This is a genomic window from Rathayibacter sp. AY1C1 (genome assembly GCF_002932105.1).
GTDB lineage: Bacteria > Actinomycetota > Actinomycetes > Actinomycetales > Microbacteriaceae > Rathayibacter.
The window spans coordinates 25379-47717 of record NZ_PSWH01000029.1 but is presented as its reverse complement, the minus strand read 5'-3'; the positions used below and the strand labels follow the sequence as shown (position 1 = coordinate 47717).

The window sequence follows — 22339 nt, the reverse complement described above, 5'->3', positions numbered from 1 at the left end:
AAGATCGGACCAGGAGCAGGACCAGGTGAGTGAGGCTCCGGTGTCGTTGGTGATGCTGACGTAGTGGGAAGGGCCATGCACTCCGAACAGCAGATCACCCACCCACAGAACCGCGGCCGCCACGACGGCTAGAGCTCCCAGCGCGATCGACAGTCTCACCAACCGTCGTTGGCGGGGTGGTGTCTGCCGGTCCGGCGAGAGTCTGCTCGGGTCCCAACTGTCCAGGCGTTCAACCACGGCGTATCCACCCCTCGGCGCGACGTGAAGCGGCCTCGACCGCCGCCGAGCTCGTTACCTTGAGTTCTCCCACGGGAGAACAGTAGGCGTGACGCGGCTCTCACCACGAGGAGCTACCGACTCGCGACCGAGAGTGTCCTGTAAGGGGATCGATCCGCGGGACGCTTTCAGCGGACTGCTCGGAGGGGCTACTGCTCGTCTTTCCGGGCTGCTCGGCCGACGAAGTGCACGGACCGTCGAGCGTCGACGAGTTCGCGCTTCTCGAAGTGGCGAACGACGAAGGCTCCTGCGACGAACGAGTAGCCGATGCCCTCCGCGATTCGTGTGAGGACCGGGATGGTGCTGATGATCTGTTCGACGGTGGGTGATCCGTTGGCTTGGTAGGGGGCGATCCAGAACGGCACGATCGTGCCGAAGACGATGCCCAGGAGAATCCCGGCGACACCGATCCAGAACATGGAAGTGGACGAAAGTGCTCTGAGCATGGGATCCCCGGAATGTTCGGTGGGCGAGTCGAGAGGCGCCGCTGTCGGACGCGCCGTCCTCGCTCACGGCTGATCGGTCTGGTTACAGGCGCAGGTTGAGCGCGGCGAGGACGGTGACGAGGCCGGCCGCGACGACGACGACCGTCAGTGCAACGCGCCCCGCCGTACGGCGGAGAAGGCCGGTCATCGTGGCGGCGTCCGCCACGCGAGTCGCGATCACGAGGTCAGGAACGCCGGCCGGCGGTTGCGGTGGCGTCGTGGAGTCGTCTTCGCTGGCCGGGACGCTCACGGTCTGCTGAGCCGGCTCGATCCGATCGGGCAGCTTCTTGAAGCGGCCATCATTCGATTCGCCCACAGCGACCTCCCCAGCGGTCGCCGCATCGCGACCCTCCTTCGTGACTGTAGCCGTGCAACTCCATTGCGTCAGCGTGAGCGCGTAGCGGCCTAGAGCTGGAGACTGCTGCGGCGCACGTCTCCTCTCCACTCCTCGAGCGTCCACTGATCGGGTCCCGTAGAGGAACCTGCTGCTTCCCGAGCGCGCTGCTCGCTGCCATAGATTCCAACGACGTCGGTGGCGTCTGCCCAGAGGGCTGTCCTGAGGAGGAGGTAGTGCTCACCGTCACTGCTGTTCTTCACGCCTCGGATCCTCGTCGGTTCCGACGTCGTTCGGTCACCGTGGCGCGAGGTATCACAGTGCTGGCGCGCGTCCCGTATCGGGATCGACCACCGGACGCCTTGCGCCTCCGGCGCGAGGCGGAGGATGACCGGCTGATCGTTGACGTTTTGCACTGCGGCTAGTGCGCCGCGGCGGTCCAGTTCGTACGCTCAGCACATGACTGTTCGAGGGTACGCGCGGAGTCGACGTCGGCAGCTCCTGTTGTGGGTTCTGGCTTCGCTGGTGGTGTTTGCGCTGGTGACTCTTGTTGTCGCCTTCGTGGCAACCCAGCTCAATGCTTCTGCTTTCGCCAGACGCCCGGAGATCGAGAACTGGGCTGACCCGAGCAGGGGAACATTCACGCTCGGGCTGGGGTGGGGCTTGGTCGCCGCCGCAGTCACCGTCGCGGTCGGCGTCACCGTCGATCGTCTGCGGATGCGCAGCGCTAGGTAGAACGACGTCCCGTAAGGGGGTCGTCAACCGGTCGCACGCGAGTTGCGTGCGCCGCCGCGGCGTGGCGCGGGCGGGGCCGTCTCGTTAGACCTGTCCGGTGGTGATTCCGCTGAGGGGGCGTGAAACGGGGCAGGGAAGGCCGAGCGCCAGGCCGGCTTGTCTATCCCGGGTTGGGTGGTTGCGGGGCTGTGTCGTTGAGGCGGCGATAGTAGGCGACGTCGAGCGCGCTGAGGTGGGTGAGGAGGCGTCCGGCGCGGTCGTGCATGGTCATGGAGCCGTCGTGGAGGCTCGCGATGGCGCCGACGCGGTGCAGCATCAGCACTGTGTCGAGGCGTTCGGCGTAGTGCAGTTCCAGGAAATACACCAGCGGCGGATTGCCGGCCCGGCCTGGGGTGAAAAGGGCGGTGGGCTGGTGTCGGGTGACGCCGGTGTCGCGGTTGAGCTCGCGGAAGATGTACCGCTCGCGCAGCCACGGCCCACCGAGGATCATCGCGACGAGGACGACGACCCCGGTGATGACGAAGGGGTTGAGAAGAACGGCGAGGTCGTTGCCGGTCATCATCCGAGCATGTCCCGGGGGCGGTCGCGGTCCTCGGCTGCTTCGGTGTCCGCGGCCAGCTGCGCGACTCGCGCTTCGATGTAGACGGTGCGCATCGTGGCGTCATGGTCGAGTTGCAGGACTTGCAGGAGGCGGTGCAGTTGTACGGTGCCGGCCGAGGTTTTGCCGGTCAGGATGCGTCGGACGGTGCGCGGTCGGAGCCGTGCGAACACGGCTACCTTCTGTGCGCTCCAGCCCTGCGCCTGCACGGCTGTGGTCAGTACCGTGCCGAGCGCGGTGTCAAAGTGCTGGGGCGCCAACCCGATGAAGTCCACTCAGCCAGGCTAGCCATGCGATTCGTACGCGAACGTGGGTTCAGAGGACGGGTGGTGGCGACCCGTCCGGTGGGGAGCCAGGTGGCGGGGCGTCTAACGAAGCAGTTGGAGCCGCTCGTCAGGTTCGGTCGTTCGTCGTTTCGTCGTCGCCTGTTCGGTCTGGCGAGTTGGGGGTGCGGAGGGGCCAGGCGGGCCACCAGCCGTTGTCGAGTTGGCGCAGGGTCGTGGTGGCGTGTTCGAGGTCGTCGGTGGTGAGGTCTCTGTCGGGGGCGCCACTGCTGCCGGTGTAGCCGCTGCCGTCAACGGCGTGGAGCTGGGTGTGCAGCCACCGGCGACTTCCGAGGGGGTACGTCTCGCGGAAGCCGCCCGCGGCGATGGAAAGGACGGCTTCTTCGAGGCGGTCGGCGGCGGTTTCTGCTGATTCGTCGCAGGCATCGCAGGAGCAGTTCGGCAGGGTGGCGCGGAAGAAGACGCCTGCTTCCACTTGGACTGATTCGTCGGTTGCAGTGACGGTGATCGGGGTTCCGGCGCGAGGCTGCAACCGGATCTGCTGTGTCCCGTCGTGGTCGAGGTGGCGGACGTCGACGGAGTACCAGCGGTGGAGGTAGTCGGCCAGGGCGTCGACGTCATGGCGTAGGGGTGCGAAGCGTTCTGGGTGGGAGACGCGGGAGTACGCGTCGTCAGGTGGGTGGTGGTCGGGCCAGCGCTGCCCGTATTCGATGACGTGGCCGTTGTCGTCGCGGAACTCGATGGGAGGGAAGGCGGCGCGTTGGAACGGAACCGGTGGAACCGTGAACGGCGGTGGAGTGACATCGTGAGCGAGCGCGGTGATTTCGCGGTCGTCGAGGTCTTCTTGATCCCAGGTGGACAGCATCTCGAGGAACGGTTCCCGCTGCTCGGGACGCTGCACCATGGTTCGCACGAGGGCGGCGACCGGAATGGAGCGGACGTTCGTCCCGATTTCCGGCTCGTTGGTGACTCGCCAGGTCGCCGCGGGATGCACCACCGCGATCACGTTCCCGACGAACCGGGCTGCGGCGTCGGCAATCTCTGGCGTCGTCAAGGCGGTCGGATGCTTGGCCAGGAAGAGCCACACTCCCGACACGTCACCAGCAAGGCTCTCTGGGTCCACGCCATGGCGTTGCAGGAACTGAACGAAGAGATCGAAGCCGTCGACAAACCGCACAGGAGTCGGAAGCTCTGTTGCGGGCCGGAACGTCGCAATCGCGGACGAACCCAATTCCGGCATCGACCCGATCTCGCCAGGGAACATCTGTGTTGTCATCAGCTTCCTCCCGCGCCATGAACGACTCCGACAGTGCTCACCATGTCAGCGCCCCGTCACTCTTCAGACGCTTGTAGCGCCGATGTCGAGGCGCGAAGGTAGGCGTACACCGTCTCCCGGCTGATGCCATATTTCTTTGCCAACGTCGTCTTCGGCACGCCGGCACCAGCCCGCTCGCGCAGCTCCGCGACCTGCGCGAGGGTAAGCGAGCGGGCGCGGCCTCGGTAGACGCCGCGCTGCTTGGCCAAAGCGATGCCCTCGCGTTGACGCTCCCGAATGAGTTCGCGTTCGAACTCTGCGAACGCGCCCATCATGTTCAGCAGCAGGTTCGCCATCGCGCTGTCCTCACCAGTGAAGGTGAGCTGTTCCTTGACGAACTCGACCCGGACCTTCTTGTCCGTCAGTCGGCGCACGAGCCGGCGGAGGTCTTCTAGGTTCCTTGCGAGCCGGTCCATCGAGTGCACGAGCACCGTGTCTCCGTCGCGGACGAACCCGATCATCTCTTCGAGCTGCGGACGGTTCACGTCCTTGCCGGAGGCCTTGTCCTCGAACACCCGATCCAGCGTCAGGCCGTCGAGCTGGCGCACCGTGCTCTGATCCAACGTGCTCACCCGCACGTACCCGACCCTCTGACCCGACATGCCGCCTCCGACCCCTACTTGTCCAGTTGAAGTCTAAGAGCCGCAGGGGCAAGTGTCAGACAAGGTCCGACACGGCCCTATTCGGACGCGCTTCGGCCATGGTGCCTGACGTCCGGTTGGGGTGTACCTCAGCTAGACGGAGCCCCCGTCACCCTCCGGTGCGGTCGCTCGCAGTGCGTGGCGGGCGCTGCTTCGCGCCTGGGTGGGAGGTGGGCGCTACGTGGCCGCTTCCTCCATTTCGGTGATGGGAGCCGTATGAGTGGCAGCGTGGAGGGTGTTCAAGGGAAGCAAGAAGAGACGAAGGAGTACATCATGCGCACCAGCACGAGCAACGAATTCGACACCAGCTCGGCCAACCGTCAGAACCACCCGGGACACGGCTTCCGCCGGTCCCGCATCGCTGCGGGCCTGCTCGCAGCATCACTCACCGTCGCAGTCCCGATCGTGGGCGCCGCGCCGGCCTTCGCGGACACCACAACTCAGACAACCACCGCCGTCGCTGACTCCGGCCGCGCCACTGGCGTTACCGAGGGAGCGAACAGCGGCGCTGCCGGTCAGTGCACATGGGGTGCGAAGGAAAAGTTCTTCGAGGCGACCGGGCTGCGTCCCGCCATCTACGGCAACGCCCTCGACTGGGACACCAGCGCCGCCGCGAACGGCTGGACTACCGTCCTGGATGCTCAGGCTCGCAGCATCGTCGTCTTCGAGCCCGGCGTGCAGGGGGCGGACCCCACCTACGGTCACGTCGCCTGGGTCGATTCCGTCGAGCAGCGCGCTGACGGCCTCTACATCAACATCACCGAGATGAACGGTGCCGCCGGACCTGGCGTCTACAACACGCGAACTGTGCAGGACGTCGTGGGCATGTCCTACATCCTGGCTCCGTAGGGTCACCGCAAGAGGCGCTCCGCGTCCGCGAGTGTGAAGGCGGGTGACCCATGGGCCGCCCGCCTTCACCCTGTCCGCGTACCTTCGGCCTCCCGATCGGTAGGCGTCGCTTGCACCGTAGAACGATGCGACGACTCGAACTCGGAGCGGATGGCAGGCGGCCTCAATCACTCACTGACGTCGCGATCGCTGTCCTTCGCGCTCTCCTAGGACGGTTCCTGGACTTTGGGACGGTTGATCGTGTCACCGTTCCACGACAGGTCGGAGTCCTCATCGACGGGGAAGGCCTCGAATCGGCCGTCAGTGAGGATCGCGCTTACGAGCGTGTGCGAGCCGGCGACGATGGTGGAGTCCCAGTCGATCTCGGTGGCGAGCACCCAGGCGTGATCTTCAGGCCAGAGTAGTTGCGGCGCTTCCTCGCCGCGGAGGCCAATCTCGGGACCCCATCCGGGTTCGGCAAGCTCCGCCATGCTCGTGGCGGCCAGTATGTAGTCGTATCGGTCAATGCTGACCGGCCTGCCGAGGAGGTTCTGGCCGGTCCCACCGACCCAGTACGCCGCGAGCGCATCGCCGGGCGTAGTGGTCGCCGAACTGAGGATGGGTGCGAGGGCGGCGAGTACTTGCGGATCGAGTCGTCCGACGTCACTTGTGCCGCCGCGCGGCTCGTCCCTGCCTAGGAGCCGTTCCCACTGGACGAGCGGGTGCATGACCTTGCCGGCAGTAGCAGCAACGTCCGCCCACCGCTGGCGTTCCCAAATGTCATCGCCGTCAGGTCGAGGGTGAAGGACACGGGCGTACGCCTCGAACCCGTATCCGGCGACCGAGCCGACTCGTGCCCAGCTTCGCTCTCGCTGCATGCGCAGCCCAAGCCATTCGGCCCGCTCGACATCATCTGTGATCTCCATGGCCATGACCCTGGCAGGCCGGCACGGCCACGCCAAGACGAGTCGTGGTCGACCTGACGCCGATCGGACGCCACGCCATCGAGCTGATGAACCGAGCTTGGCATCGTGGCGCGGCTGAGGGCGCGCCGTTCGGGTCGGCGCACCCCCGCCGGCGGGCTTGGCGCTCTCGCGTCACAAGCCAAAGATCGGCGGTCCAGGTCCCCGCTCAATCCATGCGGAATCATACACATCGGTTCCTGAGTGATCTGCCGAGCATCAGCCAAACGGGGGAGGGCGATGGGGATAGTGCGTGATGGTTGGTCGTTCAGGTCTGGTATCTCTGGTGAGCCGGGGTCGGGAGGACCTGTCGGCGGAGGGGAAGCGGTGGGGGCGTACGACGAGGCGGAGGATCTTCCTTCACCGCCGCGGCACCATCGTGGCGTCACCGTGGTCCTACTCGTTCTGCTGACGTCGGTGCTGGCCGGCGTCGTCGCTGTCTTCATGTTTGCGGTCGGGTCGCTCGATGACTCGACGTCGGGAGCGGTGCCGCCGTCGGGGAGTGGCCAGGAGCTGGTGTACGAGCTCGTGCCCGTGTTGAACGATGATCCGGCGATCGCGAAGCTTCTTCCCGCGAACACCGAGTCAGACAGTGCAGGCTTGCGCGATGCGTGCGGGGCGCTCGCGGACCGCGATTCGGAGTTCACGATCATCGACGGCGCGACACCTGCCACGTTTCGGGTCGCCCTGGACGCGGCCGCAGACGCGCCGGAGCCGCAGACTTGCTGGATTGGGTTCCGCTGGGTCAAGGACGAAGGCTGGCGCGCTTCCGCGATCCGTCACTGACCACAGCTGAGCGTGGACCACCGTCGGCGTCACGGCTTGTAGGGGGACCAGTCCTGTGAGGGAAGTTCGCGCAGCTCCTCGTTCACCCAGACGCGCCAGCACGTGTCGGTGCGCTCCTGAAAAGCGCCGCTGATGGTCTCGTGCGACCAGCCGTCACGCGATTGGATCCAGCGGACGAGCCAGACCATTTGACCGGCCAACGGCTCAGTGTTGCGCGACATGTGCTCATCATCCTGGACGTCTGCCCGCGCAACGTGTGCTCGTCAGTAGTGGAGCTGTGTGCTCCATCCGTCTCGGCCGCGACCGGTCCACTGGGTGTAGTACAGGCCGCGCTTGTTCAAGAACGGCCCCACGTAATCCAGGCCCGCCGGCCGGTCAGAGCTGGCGCGAACGAAGAAGTTCTCGGGGCCGAAAAGCGGAAGCCCGGTCTCGGCCAACGTGGTGCCGGTCCCGTCGAGAATCGTGAGGCGCCACTGGTCCTCGACGTACTCGACTGTCGCCATCTCGGCGGAGCTGAAGTCGATCATGCGCGGAGCATAACCACCGCACGTTACGCCTGGTGTCGTTTCGCTCGGGTGCGGCTTCTTCCCCTGGGAAGCGGCCCGACCCGGCATCCCCCGACGCGGGGCCGGGCCGCTACTCCCGGCTCAGGGGCCGAGCCGCATCCGAGCCGGGAGCACTGGGGCCGGAGCGAACGGCACTCCGTACATGCCCGACCATAGGTGCCGACTGTGCCCACGGGAGGAGGGTTGACGGCCCTGAGAAGCAGCCGGCGAGTGGTGCTCTCGGCCGCGCTGTGTGACGCGGCCGAGAGCAGAGCGACACCGACGACCCCTCGTCGGTCTGCCGCGCGCGGCGTCGAGGTCCCCACTTCTCAACCGCACCGCCACTTTAGACACGAAGTGCCGAGACGGTGAGCGTGAGCGGAGCGAGTCGAGCAACTCCTGTCAGCGCCGCTCGGCATCCTGACGGCTGGCCGCGCTTCGCTTGCGCAGCTCGCTGACTACCGACTTTGAGGCTGCCAGAAGGGCGCGCTCGTCTTGCGCGTCGGCATCGACTGGGACGACGACGAACGCGCTGTTGGCGTTCACCGTCATCCGTACTTCCATGACCTGCCCATCCACGCGCAGCGCGGGAATAGCGATCGACTCGGAGTGTCCGCCGGCGGCGATCGAACCGACGAAGGCGAGGAGGGCCGTGCACACGTCGTCGGTGGACGTGAACGTCGCGGAAGCTCTCATCCGTCGTCATCACCTACGCGATGTAGCGCTCCGGTGAGCGTCCGGCAGGGGCCGCTGATCGGAACTCTTCCCGAGGGGAGCATTCTCTGAGGCCATCCATCCGATAAGCGGCGCGATGCCGGAGGCGGGTGGCCGTCAGGAGTGCCCCGGAGGGGTATCCCGGAGGGACGCGCAGCGCTCTTGACGGTCGGCCGGCGCAGGCAAGAGTGAAGCGTCGGATGGACGGCCGGACCGCAGCCTGCGCGCACGTCGCGGGAAGGCAGAAGCCCCCGCGAGCGTGACTGCTCGAGCGGGGGCTTGCTACTCGACGAGGGCGGTCGTCGTGCGCGATCGACCTACTCGTTCGGCCACGACGCCAGAGCGTCATGGGGGACGATTGTCGGCACTCCGTCGACGGTCTGGATCGTCGTGCCGGGCTCTCCGAGTCCGGCGGCGTGCGCGATCGCCGCGAGGACCAGTCGCGTGTGTTCGAGGTCGAGCCCGGCGACGTCCTCGCGGAGGTCGACAGGGACACCCTGACCGAGCGACGACGCGATCCGCGCGACGCGCTGTTCGCCTCCGCTGAGCGCTCCGATTTCGTAGCCGAGGCGGTCGAAGTCGATTGCGCTCGTGTGCCAGGCGTTGTCGGTCTTCACCCACGGTGCTCCGGCGTACACGAGGCCCGATCGGATCAGCAGTTCGACGGCGGCCGTGAGCGGGTTGGCCCCCTCCGCCCAGGCGCGGACCTGGCCGTGGAGCGCGGCGGAGTCGTTGTCGGTCATGCAGCGTTCTCGATGGACGCGGAGCTGTCGCTCTCGGTCGAATCGGCGGGAATTCCCTCCGCCGACGTTGTGCGTCGCGCGCGGGTGACGCGAGCGCGAGTCTGCTCGGGTCGCGGCACTCCTGCTGCGCGGAGTTCCTTCTCCGACCATCCGGCGGCGAGGGCGTCCGCCCACGCCTTGCTGTGTCGGTTCTGCGCGTCGCTGAGGGTGGCGCGTGCGGTGTCGGTGTCGTTGGCTGCGGAGACGATCGTGCGGACCGCCTCGACGCGCTTCTCGACGCTCTGTTCGAGCAGTCGGCGGGCGGCGTCGGCGGCGTCGTCAGGGTTCCTCGTGTGGTCGCTCATGCGGAAAGGCTAGCCGCCGCCGCCGCCGTCATGCGGAAGGCGCGGACTCAAGCGTCTCGGGTTCGGCTTCGCCAGCCGAGACGCTCGGGTGTCCTTCGGACCCGAGTTACACCCAAGTCGCGCTCGGTGCGAAGATGGTTTGTGGAGCAAGCTATAGGTTTACCCGTGGTAAACCGCTTGCGCCCCTTCCGCTGCGCGGCCGGGTCGGCGCATACTGGTCGTATGGTCCCCGCCTGGGGGCGGGTTCGCTGCGCTGGGCCGGAAGGACGGTGAGGGTCGTGTCGGAGTCGTCACGAGAGGGTCGGTTGTTCGGCCGGCGCCGCCGCGCGAACGTGCCGGGTGTCGCTGCGCGGTCGAAGCGGTACGAGGTGTCGGTCACGCCCGAGGAGGACGCGCACCTGCGCGCCCGTGCCGAGGTGCTGGAAGTGACGGTGCCGCGGCTGCTGTTCGAGTCCGCGATGAACGCCCAGGTGCGCACGGACACGGAGTGGCGGTTGGTGGTTGCTGAGCTGTTCCGGGCGTCGAAGCTGTTGCAGAAGACGTCGGACAACATGAACCAGCTCGCGCGGTTCGCGAACAGCACGGGCCAGTTCCCGGCCGAGGCTGTTGAGGCTGCGGAGGAGTACCGGCGGGTGCGACGCCTGATCGAGGCGACGGCAGACCGGCTCGGTGGACGGTGAGAACGAACATCACGCGCGGCACGCGCATGCGTGGACTGATGGGCTACCTCGTTGGTCCCGGCAAGACGAACGAGCACGAGGAGCAGCACCTGATCGCGGGGGATTCCGCGATCATGGCTGAGTACGGGCATGAGGTTCTGGATGGCGCTGCGGCTGCGGCGATCGCTGCGGATCTGGACCGACCGCGGGAGCTGTTCGGCGTCGAGGTGACGCGCAACAAGGTGCGCACCGACGAGAACGGCGAGGCGGTTCGGGACTCGGCCGGCGCGATCGTGAAGGATCGCGTGGCGGCTGATGTGTGGCATTGCTCGCTGTCGCTGGCGGCCGAGGAGGGCCAGCTCACAGACGAGCAGTGGGGCCGAATCTCGACCGACTTCGTGCAGCGGATGGGCTTCGCGGGCGAGGACATCGGCAAGGCCGATTGCCGCTGGGTCGCGGTGCGTCACGGGCTGTCGAAGAACGGCAACGACCACGTACACATCGCCGTGTCGCTGGTGCGCGAGGACGGCACGAAAGCGTCGGTGCACAAGGACTACGAGCGGTCGCAGACGATCAGCCGTGAGCTGGAGCGCGAGTACGGGTTGCAGGTCTACCAGGCGCCGGAGCGCGAGTTCCCGGAGCGCGGTGTGCGGCCGGGAGCGCGTGAGTCCGCTGCACGTCGCGGGCACGTCGAGCCGGACATGCAGCGCCTCGAGCGCGCCGTACGCGCGGCCTCGTCCGCGTCCCAGGATGAGAGCGAGTTCGTTCGTCGTCTGCGTCAGGGCGGGGTGCTGGTGCGCCCTCGATTCGCGACGGGTCGTGACGATGTGATCGCCGGCTATTCGGTGGCGCTGCGGCCGACGAACGGCGAGAAGGCGATCTGGCACGGCGGCGGCCGGCTCGCTCGCGACCTGACCTTGCCGGAGCTGCGGAAGGGCTGGCCGGACCAGCCGGAGTCCGCGTCGGATGCGGCATCCGAATGGCGCGCGACAGCCAAGAATCCCTGGCAGTACACGCCGGTCAACCCTGGCCGGGAGACGGCGGAGCCGGCCCCCGAGCTGTTCGAGGCGTACGCCGCGGACATGGACCGGCTGCACGACTACATCAGGTCCGTGGACCCCTCCGACAGGGCCACGTGGGCGCACGTTGCGCGCGAGACGGCCGGCGCCTACGCGGCGTGGTCCCGTCGAATGGAGCCCACCCCGGGACCGCTCGCTGACGCTGCGCGATCGCTCGCCCGCTCGGCGCACCTTCGGGCGCACGAGACGCGCCCGCGGCCCGCGATGATGCCCTCGACGGCGGCGTACTCCGCATTGATCATGGCCGCGGCGGGGAATAAGAAGAATGCAGCCGCGGAGCTGCTGCTGCTGAACCAGTTCGCGCGCTTGACGCACGCGGTCGCGTCGGCTCATAAGGCAGCCGGTGATGCGCGACGGATGCGCGAGCTGTCGCAGACGTTGCGGGGTCAGTTGTCCGCTGTACGCGATGGCTACCAGGTCGTCGTGAAGGCCGAGAAGGTCGCGGAGAACGAGCGGGCCTGGCAGGCGCTCCCGGAGGAGCTCAAAGACGTTCGACGGCTGTCCCAGACCAACTTCGGGTCGGGCAGTCCCGTGCCCACGAATCTCACCAAGGCTGACCGGGAGCGCGAGGAAGCGATGCTCGCGGACCGCGCCCGACAGTCTCGGCAGGGACCTGACCAGGACCGCGGCGACCGTGGCCGATAGACGATTCACCAAGGCAAGGGGAGGAAGTCATGAGTGACGACGACGAGGTAGGCCAGGAGGTCGGTCAGAACGTCCGGATCGCGTTGACGATCGCGATGCAGATGGGCGAGAAGTTCGCCCGGCTGCGCGAGGAGCTGGCCCGCGACGCGCAGGCACGCTCCGCCGCGCAGGCGCGCGAGCTGTCGGCCCGTTTCGACGCCGAGCGCGGCGCTGCACGCGCGACGTTGCAGGTCGTGGACCGGCCCGACTGGTGGGAGAAGGCGAGCATCCAAGACATCTCGAAGGTCGCGGAGACGGCGCAGGCGTGGAAGAACCACGACCCGATCGCGGAGCGCGCGTCGGCCGTCGTTCAGCGCGAAGTGTTCGAGCGCTACGGCGTCGACACCGCCGTGCTGCGCGACGCCGCCGGTCAGGCGAAGTCGGAGCTGGACCGGGCGAAGGAATGGGCCACCAACTCCGCGCCGGAGCACTACCACCGCCACGACGACGACCGTCTCACCATGGACATACGCGGCCGCGCAGAGCCGGACGTGAACGCGGAGCGCGCTCTGATCACCGACTACCGCGCGGCGCTCGCGGGCGACGCCGGCACCCTCGAACTCTCCGCGGCCGAGGAATGGAAGCGCGACACCGACCCGGCCGGGTTCCAGGACTACCGCGTGCAGACGTCGATCGACTGGAACGACGGAGAGTTCCGCACCGCGGACCCCGCGGCCGTCGCTGCTGCACGAGCCGCGCTGGTCGAGGAGTGGAAGGACACGGTAGCTCCCGAGCGTGCTCGAGCGGGAGCGGAGGTTACGGAGGCACAACTACTGATCGCGGAAGCCGACCGCCTCGACCGCGCGAACGACGCCCGCAACCAGGAGGCCGCTCGAGAAACCCCCGGTGCGTCCGACGTCGACAACGGGCGCGCGGAGATGGCTGCGCAGCTCGAAGCGCGCGCGAGCGACTACGACCGCGACGCGGCCGCCGGTGGCACCGCCAACGCGACTCCTGACGAGCTGCGCGAGCTGGCCTCCGACGCGCGCGCTCAGGCACAGCTCTTCCGCGACGACGCCCCCGCAGAGCGCCAGGAGGCCGCACAGGGCACCGGAGGCCCGTCCACGGAGTCGGCGCCGCCCGCGACGGATCCGCGCGCGTCAGCGTCGCGTGAGGCCGGAGAGATCGCTTACGACAGTGCCGAGCGTCGACAGTCGACCATTCAGGCGATGGAAGCCAAGGGAGTCCCCCCGCACGTCATCGAGGCGCGGATGAGCGCCGACAGCGCGCACGCCACCCCGCCCAGCGCCGCGGTGACGTCGAAGGCTCCGATGAGCACCGTCCCTCAGACGCGGCGCGGTCGTGGCCAGGGGCAGGGCGCCGATCGCGCGGACCTGAGCCGCTAGCCGGAGCGTCGAGAACGAAGAAGGGGAGCACCGGACGGTGCTCCCCTTCTTACGTCCTCAGAGCGCCTCTCAGGCGTTTTCTCTGGATGGGCGCTGCGTGTACAGCGGCGGTTGTAGATCGGGCGGGAAAGTGCCTTCTACCGGTGCCGTGTAGGGCAGCGGTTCACCGATCCGGTTCTCGTCCGTGGAGTCCGCGAACGGCCCGTCCGCAGAGAGCAGGACGCTCATGTGCGGATCGCAGTGGTTGATCCACCACGCACTCATCCCGGCCTTCGGGTCGGCGCGTGCGGCCTCCCACGCCCGCCACAGCGCCTCGATGCGCTGCTGCGCTTCCTTGGACTCCCACCAGGCCGCTTTCCACCGCAGACCGCCACCGGAGCCCTGCGCCATGACTCGGCGCCGGTAGGTGCCGATGAGCTGCTTGCGCACGAACTCATCCGCCGACCCGAAATGCGTTGTCGGCTCCTCGCTCTCCGGGGCGCTCGTCGCCACATCGTCCGCTGAGGTGGGCGCGGCCTCGTCGTCCACGCCCCCATAGAAGTCCTCGCTCATGAGCCCGTCACCGGCGTGAAGCCGTGTCCCTGCTCCGGGGCCGGCGGCGGCGTCGGTGTCGGCGCTGCGCCCGGTCGGTGGTTCGCGATGGAGGCGTTGATCGCGGCCACGAGCGGCTTGGGACCGTCGAACCACGGCACCGTGCGCAGGATCGCGGCACGCGAGCCCGAGGACATCAGGATCGCCCGCCCGATCTTGCGCCCCTTCTTGGGCGTGGGGAGGTTCGCGAGCTCCGCGACGTCGAGGATCAGTTCGCGCTTCAACGCGCTGGTGGTCGAGCGCACGCCCTTGTTCATGCTCGCGGAGGTCGTCTCGCGATCGTAGGTGCCGATCAGCTCTGACACCATCCGCAGAAACCCCGTCTCCGAGATTCCGCCGGCGTAGATCTTCGCGTTCGCGGCCGACCACAGCTTGTCCATGCCCTCCTTCCCGAACACGCTCACGCCCTGCGACCAGGACTGGAACACCGACATGATCGGGATCCCCCGGGAGCCGTAGTGGCTGTAGAGGTCGGGCAGGTCGCGCCAGCGGCAGACGTTCGCCGCCTCATCGAGGACGCCGAGCATCGGGGTCTGCATCCGGCCGCCGGGCGACACCGCGGCCAGCTCCTCCGCGGCTTCGACGGTCGCGGCGGTGAGGGCGAGGACGAGGGGGCCGGCGCTGCCGGCACCCTCCTTGGACAGGCTGTAGAGCGTCCCGGTGGAGCGGACGAAGGCGCCGGGATTGAACTCCGGCCGGGTGTCGTTCTCGCCGGTGCGGTTCACCCACTGGCGGGTCCCGGAGTCCTTCAAGCAGGACGCCATGCGCCGGGCAGTGGAGTACACCGATCCGCGCTCCCGGTGCTCCAACCGCGTCGCGCCCTGCAAGCTCTTGGCCATCAGCGGGAAATAGCTCGAGGCCAGGATGTCTCCGGCCGTCTCGTCGCCGGGTTTCGTCGTCCACTCGTAGACGTCCGTGATCGGGCGGCCATCGAGGGCCGCGGCGAGCAGGAAGCCTGCCAGCAGCTCGCGACCGGACGGCTCGAAGTGCGCATCCGAGCGGGCGCCGACCTCGCTGGATCCGGACGCGAAGTGCTGCGCGAGCTTCGCTGCCTTGGTGTCGTCGGTGACGTAGGAGAGGGGGTTCCACCACCACGACGGCGGCTCGACCGCGACGCGCTGCGGGTCGAACACCCACACCTGCCCCCGTGCTGCGCGGAGGTCGCGGGTCGCGTCGAGCACGTCGCGCTTGTTCGAGGTCGTGACCACGGACCCGGGAGCGTTGACGATCGCGGGGATGACGAACGACGTCGACTTGCCTACGCGGGGGCCGGCGAGCAGCAGCACCATGTCCTCGAACGAGGCGTAGATAGGTCGACCGTCGCTGAGGAGGTCACCCAGAGGGACGCCGAACGAGTCGGTCACGCCCAGTCGGGCCGACTTCTCCTTCGCCTCCTTGCCGCGCATGTGGCTCATTTCCGCGGAGGTGGCGGTGTGGCGGGCGGTCCAGTCGATCGGGGTCCGGTTCTTCTTCCCGCCGTTCTTCGCGATCAGGAACAGGGTGCCGAAGAAGACGACCACGGCGCCGATCCCGGCGACGATGAGGGTCGCGGTGCCCGGCCAGACGAGTCGGCCGCGGAACACGTCGACCACGACGGAGAAGAAGTTCGACGGGTCGGTGTCCATGTCGGGATTCACACCGTCGACCTGGGACCCGACGCGGACCGCGATGTAGATGGCCAGGGCGATGATCAGGACACCGCCGGCCGCGAACGCGACCCCGAAGCCGTTACTGGCCTTCCCGGGCTCTTTCCGGCGGTTGTTCGTGAGGCTCATGGTGCAACTCCTTCGGTCGGTGCTGGGCTGGTGAGAGTGGTCTGGGCGGGGATCGCGTGCTGCACCTGCGCGGTGAACGCGAGGGTGGCGGCCGTGGCCACGAGGACCGCGACAGCCAGGAGCCCGGCGACCGCGCCGACCTGGCCGAGCGGACCCCGCAGCAGCGCACCCCCGGCGCGGGCGGCGATCACGACATCGCCCGCTCGAGCAACGGAACAGATGCCGGCAGGAACCTGCGCGGCTCGCATCGCTCATAGATCGGCCCGTCGTAGGGGGCCGTCGTGTCGTCGCTGGTCGCCTGCCGGCTGGTGCCCCAGGTGAGGACGGCCTGGCCGTTGTCGACGTACTCGACCGGCAGGTCCGTCATGTGGTCGGTGTGCGGGAGCGTCGTCGTCATCGAGCAGCCCCAGAGGTAGCCGTCGTAGACGACCGTCGACGTGCAGCTCATGCGATCACCCGGTCCCACTGGTCCCAGGCGACGAAGCCCGCCATGAGGGCGACCCCGGTCCAGCAGCCCGTGAGCAGAAACCGGTCGCGCTCCGCCGCCCCCTGACGGCGGGCGGCGATCACGCTGACGATCGCGGCGCCGGCCGCGCCGAGCGCGACGCAGCTCGCGCCGAGGGCGACGAGGACGCTCACGGCAGAATCTCCACCATGACCGGATCGGTCGCCAGGGGCTCGTTCGCGCGGCCTGCGCGGCTCGTGGTGTGCCAGAGCTTGTTGGTGTCGTTGACGTCCTTCTCCGCTGCGGTCAGGTGGACGCGGACGGGGATGCCGGGACGGCCGCCCACCTTGATCAGGAACAGGCCACGGCCGGGCGGGTCCGCTTCCTTCCCGGAGACGCCATCCCAGGCCGGCGGGTCCTGCCAGCTCGTGAGCATCTCCTGCTCCTTCGCGGACAGCGGCACCGCCGACGTGAGCAGAGGCATCTCCGCACCGGGAAGGCCGCCGCAGATGACCATGCCGGAGCGCTCCACAAAGCCGCGGGCCTTCATCCGGTCCTCTTCGCTGGAAAGCGCGAGGAGGTCGGACATGGTGTGGCTGATCATCGCCAGGCCGACACCGCGGGCACGGTTGAGGCGGGTGAGCGCGTCGACGCGATCGACCATGCCCTTGCCCGCGCGCAGAGCCCGCCACAGCTCGTCCAGGATCACGAAGTAGTGCCGGCGGGGCTCGATCCCCGCATCGGCCAGCGCCGCGGCGACGTTGACCGTCCCGAACCCCGCGGACCAGCACGCGAGGAGGATCGCCGCCTGGAGGTCGCCTTCGGAGTCATCGATCGAGGACACGTCGTAGACCACCGGCCGATCCCGCCGCATCGGGGTCGTCGTCTGGCGGGAGAAGATCTCGCCCAGCCGGCCACCGGAGGTGAGGCCGATGAGCGACGCTTCGAGGTTCTCGGTGATTTCCTTGTACCGCTTGAGGTCGTTGCGGTCGAGCGCGACCTGTCGAATCTCGTCCGGCGCGGCCTGGATCACGGCGAGCAGGTCCGCGAGGACGGGGATGCCCTCGTGGTGCTCGTCCAGGTACTTCAACGCCCGGTCGATGATCGTCTCCTCCCGGTCCGTGGGCGGCTGAGAGCGGAGGATCGTCAGGAGCGCTGCGATCATCGTGTGCCGGCGGCCGTGAGCGTCCGCGAGGACCTGAGCGGCGAGGCGCTGCGCTTTCACCGCACGCAGGTGCAGCTCCTTGGAGTCGCCGCCGCGGGCGTCGAGCTCCGCGGCTTGCTCCAGCGCCTGGTCGGCGTCGTCTCGGAGGCGCTTTGCCGCGCTGGTCGCCTCGCCGGGGTCGAGGATGTTGAGGTAGCCGCGGTCGCGGCCGAGGGTGATGACCTGTCCTTCCATCGCGCGGATGAGGTCCACGTAGTCGGGCTTCAGATCCCCGAGGACCAGCGGGATGGTGCCGTACCCGGCGAGCCCGGTCGCCATGCGGCGGGTCAGCGAGGACTTCCCGAGACCCGGCTTGCCGAGGACGAACATCGACGGGTTGGAGATGAGCTGCGCCCGCTGGAACCAGCTAATCGGGTCGCACAACACGGAGGCCCCGGTGGTGAGGTTCTTGCCCAGCGGTACGCCGATCATGGGCGTGCCGGTGCCGACCGAGAATGGGTACAGGCCGCACACCTGCACAGTCGTCGCGCGGAATTCATCGGCGGGCTGGATCGAGACGACCTGTCCGCCGCCGCGGCCGAGCCATCCCGTCGACGTCGGCCGCATCGGTCGCTTCGGCGCCGATTCCTTCTCGGTCTTCTGCTTCCCGCCCTGGTGCGGGATCGCCCGCTTTTTCCGCGACCGCTTGGACGGCGTCTCGCGGGCGAGCGGCGAGGCCGCGGCGCGGGCCGCGGCACTCTCCTCCTGCACCTTCCGAGCGCGGCGAGACCCGGCCCGGCTGTCCGCCGTTGCTGACGCGGCAGCGTCAGTCGACGGGGAGCCGACCGCGCCCGTGGGCGTGGCCGAGTCGGGGGCGTCGACGTCGCCGGCCTCTTCGCTCTGGTCGACGTCGACGGCGCCGGTGGGCAGCTCGTCCCCGTCGACGTCGGCGGGGACGTCGACGGGCTCGGTGTCGCGGTGGCGGGAGAAGAGCTTGGTGGTGATGCTCACTGGGGGCCTCCAATAAGGGTCGGAACGGCGACAAAGACGGGTGAGGGCTGAGGGTTAAGCCGGGACGGCACCGGACGTGTGTCCAGTGCCGTCCTGGTGGTGGCGGGGTGTGTCACAGGATTTCCCGCATTTCGTTGGGGATGCGCAGGTGCCGAGGCAGGACCAGCCCCAGCGGGAGGGCGGCGGCGAAGGCGGAGTCCTGCGAGCCGAACGCCGGCCGCATCCGCAGTCGGGCGGCTGAGGTGAGGGAGTCGATCGCGGCGCGCGCTTCGGGCTCTTGGCCACGCTGCAGCGTGGTCGCGGTGACGATCAGGCCGAAGTTCATCAGTCCGGCGCCGGAGGCTTCCTCCGCGGCCGTGGCCTGCGCCGAGCGGGTCGAGAGCGTCGAGCGCGCCGTGGGCTTGGTGGACGCGGAGGAGTTGAACTGGGCGGCGTTGAGGTCCGCCTCCACGAGCGCTGCGGCGCGGGCGGGGTCGATGGGTCGGTAGAGCAGGGTGACGCGCTTGCGGGCGATGTCGCGGTGCGGTGCGAGCAGGCGGGCGAGGATGTTCGACTGGACGACGCCGCGCGGCGGGGCGGTCATGGTCCACGACGTCGACACCGCTCCGTCGTGACGGTAGGAGTCCCAGTGCGCTTCGGCGCCCGCGGGGCCGACGTCGGTCCAAGACAGGTCGGCCGTCTCGCCCTCTGCGCGCGCCTGATCGATCAGGAGCGCCGCGTCGGGGTCGTACGCGGTGCGGATGACTTCGCACAGCTCTTGCGCGCTCAGGGGCCGCGCTGCGCCCGCACCCGTCGCCGCGAGAGAAGACGTCAAGCCGGGGATGCGGGCGGAGAGGTCGGAGGCTACTTCCTTCGCGTTGCGGCGCTTCCCGTTGATCCGCGCGGTCGCCGTGAACGTGAGCGCGATGTAGGCGTGGATCGTGGCCGATCCGACCGGGTAGGTCTCTACGACCTCTTGGAGCATCGCTCGCGCGAACAGCGGCGCGTCCGGGTCCATCGACCCCTCGACCTCGCCGCGCAGGCGCGTGCCCGTGTCGGGGGCCGTCTCGACCGTGACCGAGGCGGCCTCGATGCCGGGCTCGTCTCCGAGGTTCGCGAGCCAGATGCCGTACTCCGCGACCTGGTTGTTGATCTGCTCCTGATCCACCAGCGCGGCGCCGTCCGGCTCCGTCGCGAGAACCACGGTGAAGTGCTTCGTCATCGGAGTGCTGATCAGAGCGAACCGGCGGCCGTGGGAGTCCTCGTGCTCGGTGAGCTGCGAAGGTGCGGCCAAGCCTGGGAGCTGGAACGTCCCCCACTTCGCGCGGCCGATCGGACCGGAGCGGTAGACGTTCGCTCCCTTGCTCTTGGTACGCCACCAGTTCACGCGGACCACCATCCTTCCGAGGGCGCTCTGCCCGTGCTTGTCCTTGACCGAGACGGTCAGGAGAATCCCGCCGAAGATCGCGGCGACGATCAGTGCCGGCCCGAGGCCGGAGAACATGGACGCGATGATCGAGGCGACGATGCCCACGAACATCACGAGGGTGGCGAGCTGTCCCAGCCCGCCGAGGCCGGCGGTCTGCGGCTTTCGCCAGTTGCCGTAGGTGCGAGCCTTGATCGGCTCGGTTGCTGTGCTCGACATGGGTTAGCTCCCGCTCTCGTTGCTGCCGGTCGCCTCTTCGGTGCCGGCCTTCACGGCCTGCGCGGCGTGCTTCGCGCCCTCCGCGGCCTTCGTCGCGACGGCGATACCGGCGCCGATCGGTCCGGCCGCGGCCGCGGCGCCGCTCGCGGCTGCCCCTGCACCGGCGCCGCTCGACGCGGCGGCTCCTGCACCGCTGGTCGCCGCGCTTCCGGCACCGGCACCGGCACCAGCGCCGCTTCCTGCCGTCGACGCCGACCCAGACGGGTCTGCGGCCGGCGATGACGCGGGAGAGCCCGGCGTCGACGTGCTGCCGGACGGTCCGTCCGTGGACGAGCTGTTGCCGCCTCCACCGCCGCCATTCCCGCCACCGCCGCCACCGTTGCTGCTGGCGCGGATCGCGCCCGTCGCGACGTCACCTGCGGCTGAGAGCGCCGCGGCGCCCAGCAGCAGGCCCGCCGCGCCGCCACCGCCGACCGAGGAGACGGCCGGGACGAGGAAGCGCATCAACGCGGGCAGGGCCACGAGCGCGATGAGCATCAGCGCGAGGCCTGTGACGATCTGGAAGAGCCCGGTGCCGTCCGATTTGAACAGGTCGGTGCCGGTCATCCGGAACGCGATCGCGTAGACGATCGCGGCGGCGGGCTTGTAGAGGATGAAGGCGAGAGTCCAGGCCATCGCCTTCTTGAACCACTGCCGCCCGATTTCCGTGTTCGTCGCGGCGGCGGCAATCGGGAAGATCCCGGCGAGGACGACGAGCATCGCGCCGCGGAACACCATCAGGGCGATCTGCACGTAGGTCATGAACACCGCCAGCATGCCCAGCAGGAACAGGCCGATCAGGCCGATGGAGTTCTGCGACGCCATCGTCATCCCGATCATCGCTCCGACCGTCGTGCCGAAGCAGTTCGACTCCCCGTTGGTCACGCTGCAGTCGGTCGAGTTATCGAGGATCCAGACGGAGAACGCATCTCCCGCGGACGTCGCGAGGCGGATCACGACGAGGCCGGCACCGGCCACGGCGATCAGCGTCAGGACCGATCCCGCGAGCTCGCGCAACGGCATCGCGCGCTGCGTCCAGACCATGCGGCCGGCGGCGACGAGGATCGAGAGGATCGCGATACCGCCGGTGTACCACTGCAACTGACCTTGCACCCAGCCGACGACGCTCGAGGACTCGTTGAGGTGCATCGCCAGAGGCAGGAACCCGGTCACGAGCGCTGATGCCGAGGACAGCAGCAGCACGGCCATGATGATCACACCGATACGGCCCATGTGAGCCTCGCCGTCGCCGTGCCGGCGCCGGGAGGCCATCATCACTCCGGCAATGATGAGGGACATGACGGCCAGGCCCGCGGACACCCACGTCACGTAGCCGAGAATCGTCTCGAACGCCTCCGGCTGCGGCGGAGTCCCGCCACCGTTCACTCCGCCGCCCTGGTCCACGACCGTGACCGGCGAAGGTACGCGCACCCAGAGGGTGCCGAGGGAGGCGAGGGCCTTCCCGTAGCCCTCCATGATGTTGTTGACGAACTGCTGCAACGCATCGTTCGCGGCGACCGACACGATGTCGCCGATGCCCTCGTTGAGCTTGCAGGGGAAGTCGAGGAGGCCGCATTCCGATTCGGGCGGAGCGGTGGTGGTGGCGAGGATGCTCATGCAACACCTGCCCATGGCACGTAGCCGCCGAGGCTCTGGAGCCGCACCGGGTTGTAGGCCGACTGGCCCTCATCGGTGAGCTGCATCTTCCAGTCGCCGTCCGACCAGGCAACGTCCGTCGCGATACTCGCGAGGGTCCCGTCGTTGAGCCGGAAGGCAATGTCGATCGTCGCGCTGTCTCCGTTGTAGGACAGCGTCTTAAAGCCCGCGATCTGAGCGCTCAGGCCCGTGTTCGATTGCGCCACGTCCCTCGCCAGTGCTGCATCCCGTCCGGGGCCGGGAACGGTCAGCTTCTCGATGACGGGATCGGACAAGCGTGCGTTGGAGCCCATCGCCCACAGGTTCGCGACTGCGAAGAGTGCTCCGTCGACGGTGTGGGCGTAGCAGCGTCGCACGCCGTCGTCATCAGTAGCTCCCGGTCCGGCCGTGTCCGAGTTCGGAGCGGCCATCGTGCCGACGATGGTCCATTCCGTCGTCGGTGCTGCGGTGAGAGTCCCGGTCTCGTCGTATCCGGAGAGTCCGCACACGCTCGCGGCGTCCGCCGAAATGGTCGAGCTGGGGGTGGAGGCGCCGGGGGTGGCGGCGGTGTTGCCGCCTCCCCCGGCGTCCAGGGACGTCACGCCGAGCACGATGCCGGCGACGGCGAGTGCTCCGACGATGGCGGCTCCGACGATGAAGCCCTTCGTGGTGAATGGGTTACGCGGTTCGGAGTCGTTCATGATGTCCCTTGCCTTT

Annotated in this window: 28 protein-coding genes; 6 read left to right on the top strand and 22 right to left on the bottom strand. The window is 68.4% G+C overall.

Annotation, left to right across the window (positions count from 1 at the left end):
- Positions 1-425: 425 nt before the first annotated feature.
- From C5C71_RS13370 to C5C71_RS17330, 3 genes are all read right to left on the bottom strand, one after another.
- Positions 426-695, bottom strand: a complete 270-nt coding sequence (locus C5C71_RS13370; protein ID WP_104224259.1) for a hypothetical protein — start codon at positions 693-695, stop codon at positions 426-428.
- Between the two features lie 109 nt (positions 696-804).
- Positions 805-1077, bottom strand: a complete 273-nt coding sequence (locus C5C71_RS13365; protein ID WP_104227086.1) for a hypothetical protein — start codon at positions 1075-1077, stop codon at positions 805-807.
- An 89-nt stretch (positions 1078-1166) separates the two neighbouring features.
- Complete coding sequence (locus C5C71_RS17330) at positions 1167-1358, bottom strand: hypothetical protein (RefSeq protein WP_146076965.1); 192 nt, start codon at positions 1356-1358, stop codon at positions 1167-1169.
- Between the two features lie 196 nt (positions 1359-1554).
- Here C5C71_RS17330 and C5C71_RS13360 point away from each other — a divergent pair, with 196 nt between their 5' ends.
- The gene (locus C5C71_RS13360) at positions 1555-1830 is read left to right on the top strand and encodes a hypothetical protein (protein ID WP_146076966.1); all 276 of its coding nucleotides are present in this window, start codon (positions 1555-1557) and stop codon (positions 1828-1830) included.
- Positions 1831-1990: 160 nt separating this feature from the next.
- Here C5C71_RS13360 and C5C71_RS13355 read toward each other — a convergent pair whose 3' ends face one another.
- The 4 genes from C5C71_RS13355 to C5C71_RS13340 form a co-directional block, all read right to left on the bottom strand.
- Positions 1991-2389, bottom strand: a complete 399-nt coding sequence (locus tag C5C71_RS13355) for a hypothetical protein (protein WP_104227088.1) — start codon at positions 2387-2389, stop codon at positions 1991-1993.
- Positions 2389-2703, bottom strand: coding sequence for a helix-turn-helix domain-containing protein (locus C5C71_RS13350; protein WP_104227089.1), 315 nt, complete (start codon positions 2701-2703; stop codon positions 2389-2391). Before C5C71_RS13350 ends, C5C71_RS13355 begins: the two co-directional genes overlap by 1 nt.
- A gap of 118 nt (positions 2704-2821) precedes the next feature.
- Positions 2822-3988, bottom strand: coding sequence for a DUF6226 family protein (locus C5C71_RS13345; protein ID WP_104227090.1), 1167 nt, complete (start codon positions 3986-3988; stop codon positions 2822-2824).
- 56 nt (positions 3989-4044) lie between these two features.
- A complete protein-coding gene (locus tag C5C71_RS13340) occupies positions 4045-4629 on the bottom strand; it encodes a recombinase family protein (RefSeq protein ID WP_104227091.1) in 585 nt (194 codons plus the stop codon).
- Between the two features lie 312 nt (positions 4630-4941).
- Here C5C71_RS13340 and C5C71_RS13335 point away from each other — a divergent pair, with 312 nt between their 5' ends.
- On the top strand, positions 4942-5517 hold the full coding sequence (locus tag C5C71_RS13335; RefSeq protein ID WP_219812207.1) for a CHAP domain-containing protein: 576 nt from the start codon (positions 4942-4944) through the stop codon (positions 5515-5517).
- 206 nt (positions 5518-5723) lie between these two features.
- On the opposite strand, the gene C5C71_RS13330 is transcribed toward C5C71_RS13335, so the two are convergent.
- Entirely contained in the window at positions 5724-6422 is a 699-nt protein-coding gene (locus tag C5C71_RS13330; RefSeq protein WP_146078502.1) for a hypothetical protein, read from the bottom strand.
- 363 nt (positions 6423-6785) lie between these two features.
- Here C5C71_RS13330 and C5C71_RS13325 point away from each other — a divergent pair, with 363 nt between their 5' ends.
- Entirely contained in the window at positions 6786-7244 is a 459-nt protein-coding gene (locus tag C5C71_RS13325; protein ID WP_104227094.1) for a hypothetical protein, read from the top strand.
- 29 nt (positions 7245-7273) lie between these two features.
- Here the strand turns inward: C5C71_RS13325 and C5C71_RS13320 are convergent, their stop codons facing one another.
- From C5C71_RS13320 to C5C71_RS13300, 5 genes are all read right to left on the bottom strand, one after another.
- Positions 7274-7465, bottom strand: coding sequence for a hypothetical protein (locus C5C71_RS13320; protein ID WP_104227095.1), 192 nt, complete (start codon positions 7463-7465; stop codon positions 7274-7276).
- 42 nt (positions 7466-7507) lie between these two features.
- A complete protein-coding gene (locus C5C71_RS13315) occupies positions 7508-7771 on the bottom strand; it encodes a hypothetical protein (RefSeq protein WP_104227096.1) in 264 nt (87 codons plus the stop codon).
- 420 nt (positions 7772-8191) lie between these two features.
- Complete coding sequence (locus C5C71_RS13310) at positions 8192-8485, bottom strand: hypothetical protein (protein WP_104227097.1); 294 nt, start codon at positions 8483-8485, stop codon at positions 8192-8194.
- Positions 8486-8820: 335 nt separating this feature from the next.
- Entirely contained in the window at positions 8821-9246 is a 426-nt protein-coding gene (locus tag C5C71_RS13305) for a hypothetical protein (RefSeq protein WP_104263457.1), read from the bottom strand.
- On the bottom strand, positions 9243-9590 hold the full coding sequence (locus tag C5C71_RS13300; RefSeq protein ID WP_104263456.1) for a hypothetical protein: 348 nt from the start codon (positions 9588-9590) through the stop codon (positions 9243-9245). Before C5C71_RS13300 ends, C5C71_RS13305 begins: the two co-directional genes overlap by 4 nt.
- 368 nt (positions 9591-9958) lie before the next feature.
- On the opposite strand from C5C71_RS13300, the gene C5C71_RS13295 reads away from it, so the two are divergent.
- From C5C71_RS13295 to C5C71_RS13285, 3 genes are read left to right on the top strand one after another with little or no spacing between them, the layout of a single operon-like run.
- Positions 9959-10270: a plasmid mobilization relaxosome protein MobC gene (locus C5C71_RS13295; RefSeq protein ID WP_236553717.1), complete on the top strand. Its 312-nt coding sequence runs from the start codon at positions 9959-9961 to the stop codon at positions 10268-10270.
- Between the two features lie 38 nt (positions 10271-10308).
- Positions 10309-11973 (top strand): relaxase/mobilization nuclease domain-containing protein, encoded by a 1665-nt coding sequence (locus C5C71_RS13290; protein WP_181065712.1) that lies wholly within the window; start codon positions 10309-10311, stop codon positions 11971-11973.
- A 29-nt stretch (positions 11974-12002) separates the two neighbouring features.
- On the top strand, positions 12003-13358 hold the full coding sequence (locus C5C71_RS13285) for a hypothetical protein (protein WP_104263454.1): 1356 nt from the start codon (positions 12003-12005) through the stop codon (positions 13356-13358).
- A 69-nt stretch (positions 13359-13427) separates the two neighbouring features.
- Here the strand turns inward: C5C71_RS13285 and C5C71_RS13280 are convergent, their stop codons facing one another.
- The 9 genes from C5C71_RS13280 to C5C71_RS13235 all read right to left on the bottom strand — a co-directional run bounded on the left by C5C71_RS13280 (position 13428) and on the right by C5C71_RS13235 (position 22323).
- Entirely contained in the window at positions 13428-13886 is a 459-nt protein-coding gene (locus C5C71_RS13280) for a DUF4913 domain-containing protein (protein WP_219812663.1), read from the bottom strand.
- Positions 13887-13906: 20 nt separating this feature from the next.
- Positions 13907-15724 carry a type IV secretory system conjugative DNA transfer family protein gene (locus C5C71_RS13275; protein WP_104308533.1) on the bottom strand — a complete coding sequence of 606 codons (1818 nt, stop codon included), beginning with the start codon at positions 15722-15724 and terminating at the stop codon, positions 13907-13909.
- The gene (locus C5C71_RS13270; protein WP_104263451.1) at positions 15721-15915 is read right to left on the bottom strand and encodes a hypothetical protein; all 195 of its coding nucleotides are present in this window, start codon (positions 15913-15915) and stop codon (positions 15721-15723) included. The genes C5C71_RS13275 and C5C71_RS13270 overlap by 4 nt, the downstream gene beginning before the upstream one ends.
- A complete protein-coding gene (locus C5C71_RS13265; RefSeq protein WP_104263450.1) occupies positions 15912-16172 on the bottom strand; it encodes a hypothetical protein in 261 nt (86 codons plus the stop codon). Before C5C71_RS13265 ends, C5C71_RS13270 begins: the two co-directional genes overlap by 4 nt.
- Positions 16169-16363 (bottom strand): hypothetical protein, encoded by a 195-nt coding sequence (locus C5C71_RS13260; RefSeq protein ID WP_104263449.1) that lies wholly within the window; start codon positions 16361-16363, stop codon positions 16169-16171. The genes C5C71_RS13265 and C5C71_RS13260 overlap by 4 nt, the downstream gene beginning before the upstream one ends.
- The gene (locus tag C5C71_RS13255; protein ID WP_219812664.1) at positions 16360-17940 is read right to left on the bottom strand and encodes an ATP/GTP-binding protein; all 1581 of its coding nucleotides are present in this window, start codon (positions 17938-17940) and stop codon (positions 16360-16362) included. The genes C5C71_RS13260 and C5C71_RS13255 overlap by 4 nt, the downstream gene beginning before the upstream one ends.
- A gap of 496 nt (positions 17941-18436) precedes the next feature.
- Positions 18437-19948, bottom strand: coding sequence for an SCO6880 family protein (locus C5C71_RS13245; RefSeq protein WP_181065711.1), 1512 nt, complete (start codon positions 19946-19948; stop codon positions 18437-18439).
- 3 nt (positions 19949-19951) lie between these two features.
- Positions 19952-21604 carry a hypothetical protein gene (locus C5C71_RS13240; RefSeq protein WP_104315596.1) on the bottom strand — a complete coding sequence of 551 codons (1653 nt, stop codon included), beginning with the start codon at positions 21602-21604 and terminating at the stop codon, positions 19952-19954.
- Positions 21601-22323: a hypothetical protein gene (locus tag C5C71_RS13235; RefSeq protein ID WP_104263447.1), complete on the bottom strand. Its 723-nt coding sequence runs from the start codon at positions 22321-22323 to the stop codon at positions 21601-21603. Before C5C71_RS13235 ends, C5C71_RS13240 begins: the two co-directional genes overlap by 4 nt.
- Positions 22324-22339: the final 16 nt, after the last annotated feature.